The following is a 4410-nucleotide window of genomic DNA, read 5'->3' as shown; positions in this document are numbered from 1 at the left end:
TGAGGCTTCTCGCAACCGCAAAAGCGGGCGACGCCTTCGCGCCCTGGTGCCTATGCATACCTTCGGTCATCCCTGCGATCTGGAGGGCCTGATGGCGGTGGCGCAAGATTTCCGGCTCGCCCTCGTCGAAGACGCCGCAGAAGCCCTTGGCAGCCGCGACCAAGGTCGTCACACCGGCACCTTCGGCCTGCTCGGCACGCTGAGCTTCAACGGCAACAAGACCATCACCACCGGCGGCGGTGGCGCCATCCTCACCGACGATGATCGCCTGGCCGATCACGCCAAGCATCTCACCACCACCGCTAAGCGCCCGCATCGCTGGGACTCCGTTCACGATGAGATCGGCTACAATGTCCGCATGCCCAACCTCAACGCCGCGCTCGGCTGCGCGCAGTTGGAACAGTTGCCGGACTTTCTTGCCTCCAAGCGCCGGCTGTCTGAACGCTATCGCGCCGCCTTTGCCGGGCTTGAACAGGTGCGACTGATGCAGGAACCAGCCGGCTGCGAAAGCAACTATTGGCTGCAAACGCTGATCTTGTCCGAAGAGGTGGCCGAGCAGCGTGATGCGATCCTGGCCGCGACCAATGACGCCGGACTGATGACCCGTCCGGCCTGGACGCTGATGCACAAGCTGCCACCCTACCGCGACTGTCCGCGCGCGCCCTTGCCGGTCGCAGAATCGCTGGCGCGGCGGATCATCAATCTGCCGAGTAGTGCGGGGTTGGTTTAACGTGACACTCGAAGAACTCGAAGCAAATCTACGACAGAAGTATCAAGATGCCGTCTTACTCGCCGAGCATGGACGCTATGCGAATGCGATCTACCTCGTTGGTTACTGCCTAGAGCTAGGGTTGAAATACGCTATCACCCAGCATCTCCATTGGGACAGCTATCGCACAGAGGGTGATCTTCGAGTACTGAAATCGCATAAGTTACCCTTCTTGCTGCAGCTTACGGGACAAGAATCGGCGATCAAACATACCGAAGACTGGCAGATCGCAAGCAAGTGGACTGAATCCATTCGATACCAAGACCCGCGGGCCATGCACATCGAAGCGTTCAACAACATGTTGGAAGCCACCCGTCGACTTGTGGAGCAGCTATGCGCAATCTCGCTTTAAAACTCGCGAAGCACCTGGACATCGTTGAACGAGAGTGCGGGCCTTTCAAGGTTAAATGCCTGGTGTGCAAAGAACCCAATGACAGTTTCTGGGATCTGATTCTTTGGGCGGATTGGTTCGATCCGAACGAAAGAGTTCGGCTGGGCTACCTTGTCAAAAAGCTGATCAAGCCCCTCGGTGATGAGGAACTGATGCACTTCAGCGCGATGATCACCTTTGGCGCGAATGATGACAGTCCTTTCCTCCGATCACTAGCGAACATACAGCGCAAGTTCGATCAGGGTGTTTACGACGCAAACTGGCATGATGAAGTCGTTCAAATCCGATCGACAATGCCTCAAGTCGCGTTCATCGTTCCATTGGGCTCTCGACTCATCGAGAACACCGAAGCGTCCTCAGAAGCCATGGCTGAGCTGGCTGAAACCAGATGAAGGCGCTGTTGCTCCTAGGCGCAGGCGGCCACTGTCGCGCCTGCATTGACGTCATCGAAGCCGAAGCCAGGTATCAGATCGCCGGCGTCGTCCAGCCGCCGACACTTGAAACCAATGCCGTGCTTGGCTATCCCATCCTCGGCAGCGATGACGACTTGCCCGCGCAGCTCGCTCTGACACCGAATGCATTGATCACCATCGGCCAGATCAAGAGCCACGAGACACGCAGGCGACTGTTCAACCTACTGAAGCACCAAGGCGCCATTCTCCCCGTGATCCAATCGCCAACGGCCTATTGCTCGCGCCACGCCACACTCGGGGAAGGTAGTATCCTGATGCATGGCGCTGTTGTGAACGCCAACGCAACAACCAGAAAGAGCTATTGGAGAAATGGAATGAACTCAGTGGTTGAAACGCCTTGGCCAAGAGTGATCCAGGTTACGCCGCTCGAACAGCACAGGTTGTCGATTGTGCTGGCGACTGGCGAACAGTGGCTACTCGATCTTGATCCTCTCATTCAACGTCGGGATATCTACTGGCGGCTTCGCCAGGATCGGTACTTCCAGCAGGTCGAGATTGACCCACTGGGGGCGCTGTGTTGGCCGAAGGGGGAAGACCTTGCGCCAGAGAGCCTCTCACGCTATCGGTGTCACTAAGACCGATGCAACCTGAACGAATCTGCGTCGTCACCGGCACCCGCACGGAATATGGCCTGCTGCGCTGGGTAATGGAGGGCATCCGCCAATCGCCAGTGCTGGACTTGCAGCTCATCGCCACCGGCATGCACCTCTCGCCCGAATTCGGGTTGACGGTTAGGAATATCGAAGCCGGCGGCAGCCATGATCGCTCGGATTCCAATTGCCCATCTGCACGGCGGCGAAGCCACCGAGTGTGTAATCGATGAGTCCATCCGCCACAGCCTGATAAACTCTCGCATCTGCACTTTGTCGCCGCTGAAGCCTATCTATCGCCATCGCGTGATCCGGCTCGGCGAGCAGCCGGAGCGGGTATTTCAGGTTGGCGGTCTCGGCATCGACTGCATTCTGCGGCTTGAGCTATTGGACAGGGAGGCGCTTGAGGCCGCTTTAGCGTTCAAGCTCAGGCCGCGTAACCTGTGCTGGTGACCTTTTATCCCGTCAAGGGGCCGGTTGCGGGCAAGCAGTGTCATCGACTGTGATCCCACCCAGGAAGCGATCCGCGCCGCCTTGCAGCAATTGCATAGCGAGGATTTCCAGGCGAGCCTGCCTGCGGTCATCAGCCCCTATGGCACTGGGGGCGCGAGTGAGGCGATTGTGCGGGTTCTGGAACACACCGGCTTTGATGATCTGCTGAAGAAAACCTTCTACGACCTGCCTGCGTCCCCAGGCAGCGAGGGCACCACCCAGGCGAGAGCATAGATGCGCGGTGCCCATAGCGAGTTGGAGGCGGCGGAGGGATTTGTGTTGCTGCGCGAGCGAATGGGTATCATCCGACATGACTAATTCACACTATGTTTATCCTATCCACGAATCCCCCATTCAGACGCCTTACTATTTTAAAATAGAATACACAAAAACCCATTGCGTCCGCTGGATCATTTAAAAGCTGGCAATCCTCGGGATTTACGTGCTTGGAATTTTGAACAACGACCCACAGAGCCGTTTTGACTTTGGGCTGATGCTGACAACACGAGACCTTATATGACAGGTCAATCTATTAATCATAGATACGGAGAAAGCATATGAAGCGTACAATTCTGATGATCGGTGCGGGCCAGCTAGGATCACGGTATCTCCAAGGATTAGCTACTGTTGTAAATCCGTTGTCTATCACCGTAGTGGAACCAAGCGTTAACGCACAAGCAATTACGCTTGCACGTTGGGAAGACGTTGGAGGGGCGAAATCAGGGCATGAACTCGCATGGACGCTCACTTTGCCGAATCATTTAGATTCAGTCGATATTGCGATTATTGCCACAGCCGCACGTGACCGAGGGGTTTTGGTAAAGAAAATTTCCCGCCAGGTCAAAGTCCGCTATTGGCTGCTTGAAAAGGTGTTAGTTCAAAAACCAAATGATCTAGAAGTATTGTCGCACGCCGTCTCCGCATCCAGTGGCTGCTGGGTCAATACACCCCGACGCCTGATGCCTTGGTACCAGCGCTTGAAAGCAGAATTCGAAAAACATACACCCATCAGCGTTATTCAAGACGGTGAGCTATGGGGATTAGCGTGCAATAGTATTCACTTCATCGATTTAATAGCCTGGTGGACCGGAGAAAGCTTAGCAAAAATTGAAACCGAACGGCTTGATCCAACATGGTTCGAGAGTAAACGGCCCGGATATTATGAGATTACTGGAGAATTGATTGCTCATTACTCTGGAGGCTCGACGCTATATCTCAGGTCACGGCGAGAACAGGCTGACTTCAAAATGCAGATTTCCTCTTCAACGGGTGCCTCTTGGATTATTGATCAGACAGCAGGAACAGCGATTGGACCCAGTGGTCAACGTCTAGATGGGCAGATGCTGTTACAGAGTGAGATGACGGCGCCTTTGATCACTTCACTCTTGGCGCATGGCACTTGTGGTCTGCCGACGCTGCAAGAGTCCGCACAGATGCATGGTATACTTCTCGAGGCACTGCTAACGCACTGGCAGCGGTACCAAAACCCTAACGAACAACTTGTACCGATTACATGACTAAAATGACTGTTTGGCTTATTGGCGCCGGAGCGATGGCGCAAGAATACGCACATGTACTGGTTGCCCTAGACTGTCCATTTCTAGTGATCGGGCGAGGTGAAGCTTCTGCAACAGCGTTTCAGCAAGCAACTCAGGTATCTGTGTTTACAAGTGGCTTGGAACAGGCGTTGACACA

8 protein-coding genes are annotated in these 4410 nt (G+C 55.0%); all 8 read left to right on the top strand.

Annotation, left to right across the window (positions count from 1 at the left end; translation table 11 throughout):
- Positions 1–730, top strand: a 730-nt coding sequence (locus tag VBE63_RS25245; RefSeq protein ID WP_323685765.1) for a DegT/DnrJ/EryC1/StrS family aminotransferase, incomplete at its 5' end; no start/stop codon positions are given.
- A gap of 1 nt (position 731) precedes the next feature.
- Positions 732–1121: a hypothetical protein gene (locus tag VBE63_RS25240; RefSeq protein ID WP_323685764.1), complete on the top strand. Its 390-nt coding sequence runs from the start codon at positions 732–734 to the stop codon at positions 1119–1121.
- On the top strand, positions 1103–1552 hold the full coding sequence (locus VBE63_RS25235; protein ID WP_323685763.1) for a hypothetical protein: 450 nt from the start codon (positions 1103–1105) through the stop codon (positions 1550–1552). The genes VBE63_RS25240 and VBE63_RS25235 overlap by 19 nt, the downstream gene beginning before the upstream one ends.
- Positions 1549–2208: a DUF2442 domain-containing protein gene (locus VBE63_RS25230; RefSeq protein ID WP_323685762.1), complete on the top strand. Its 660-nt coding sequence runs from the start codon at positions 1549–1551 to the stop codon at positions 2206–2208. The genes VBE63_RS25235 and VBE63_RS25230 overlap by 4 nt, the downstream gene beginning before the upstream one ends.
- Before the next feature lie 5 nt (positions 2209–2213).
- Complete coding sequence (locus tag VBE63_RS25225; protein WP_323685766.1) at positions 2214–2456, top strand: hypothetical protein; 243 nt, start codon at positions 2214–2216, stop codon at positions 2454–2456.
- Positions 2392–2676 (top strand): UDP-N-acetylglucosamine 2-epimerase, encoded by a 285-nt coding sequence (locus tag VBE63_RS25220; RefSeq protein WP_323685761.1) that lies wholly within the window; start codon positions 2392–2394, stop codon positions 2674–2676. The genes VBE63_RS25225 and VBE63_RS25220 overlap by 65 nt, the downstream gene beginning before the upstream one ends.
- A gap of 24 nt (positions 2677–2700) precedes the next feature.
- Positions 2701–2949 carry a hypothetical protein gene (locus VBE63_RS25215; RefSeq protein ID WP_323685760.1) on the top strand — a complete coding sequence of 83 codons (249 nt, stop codon included), beginning with the start codon at positions 2701–2703 and terminating at the stop codon, positions 2947–2949.
- Positions 2950–3272: 323 nt separating this feature from the next.
- Positions 3273–4232: an NAD(P)-dependent oxidoreductase gene (locus tag VBE63_RS25210; RefSeq protein WP_323685759.1), complete on the top strand. Its 960-nt coding sequence runs from the start codon at positions 3273–3275 to the stop codon at positions 4230–4232.
- Positions 4233–4410 lie beyond the last annotated feature (178 nt).

Source organism: Lamprobacter sp. (genome assembly GCF_034860625.1).
GTDB lineage: Bacteria > Pseudomonadota > Gammaproteobacteria > Chromatiales > Chromatiaceae > Lamprobacter.
The sequence above is the reverse complement of the archived record's forward strand: the minus strand, read 5'-3'. Positions and strand labels throughout refer to the sequence as shown.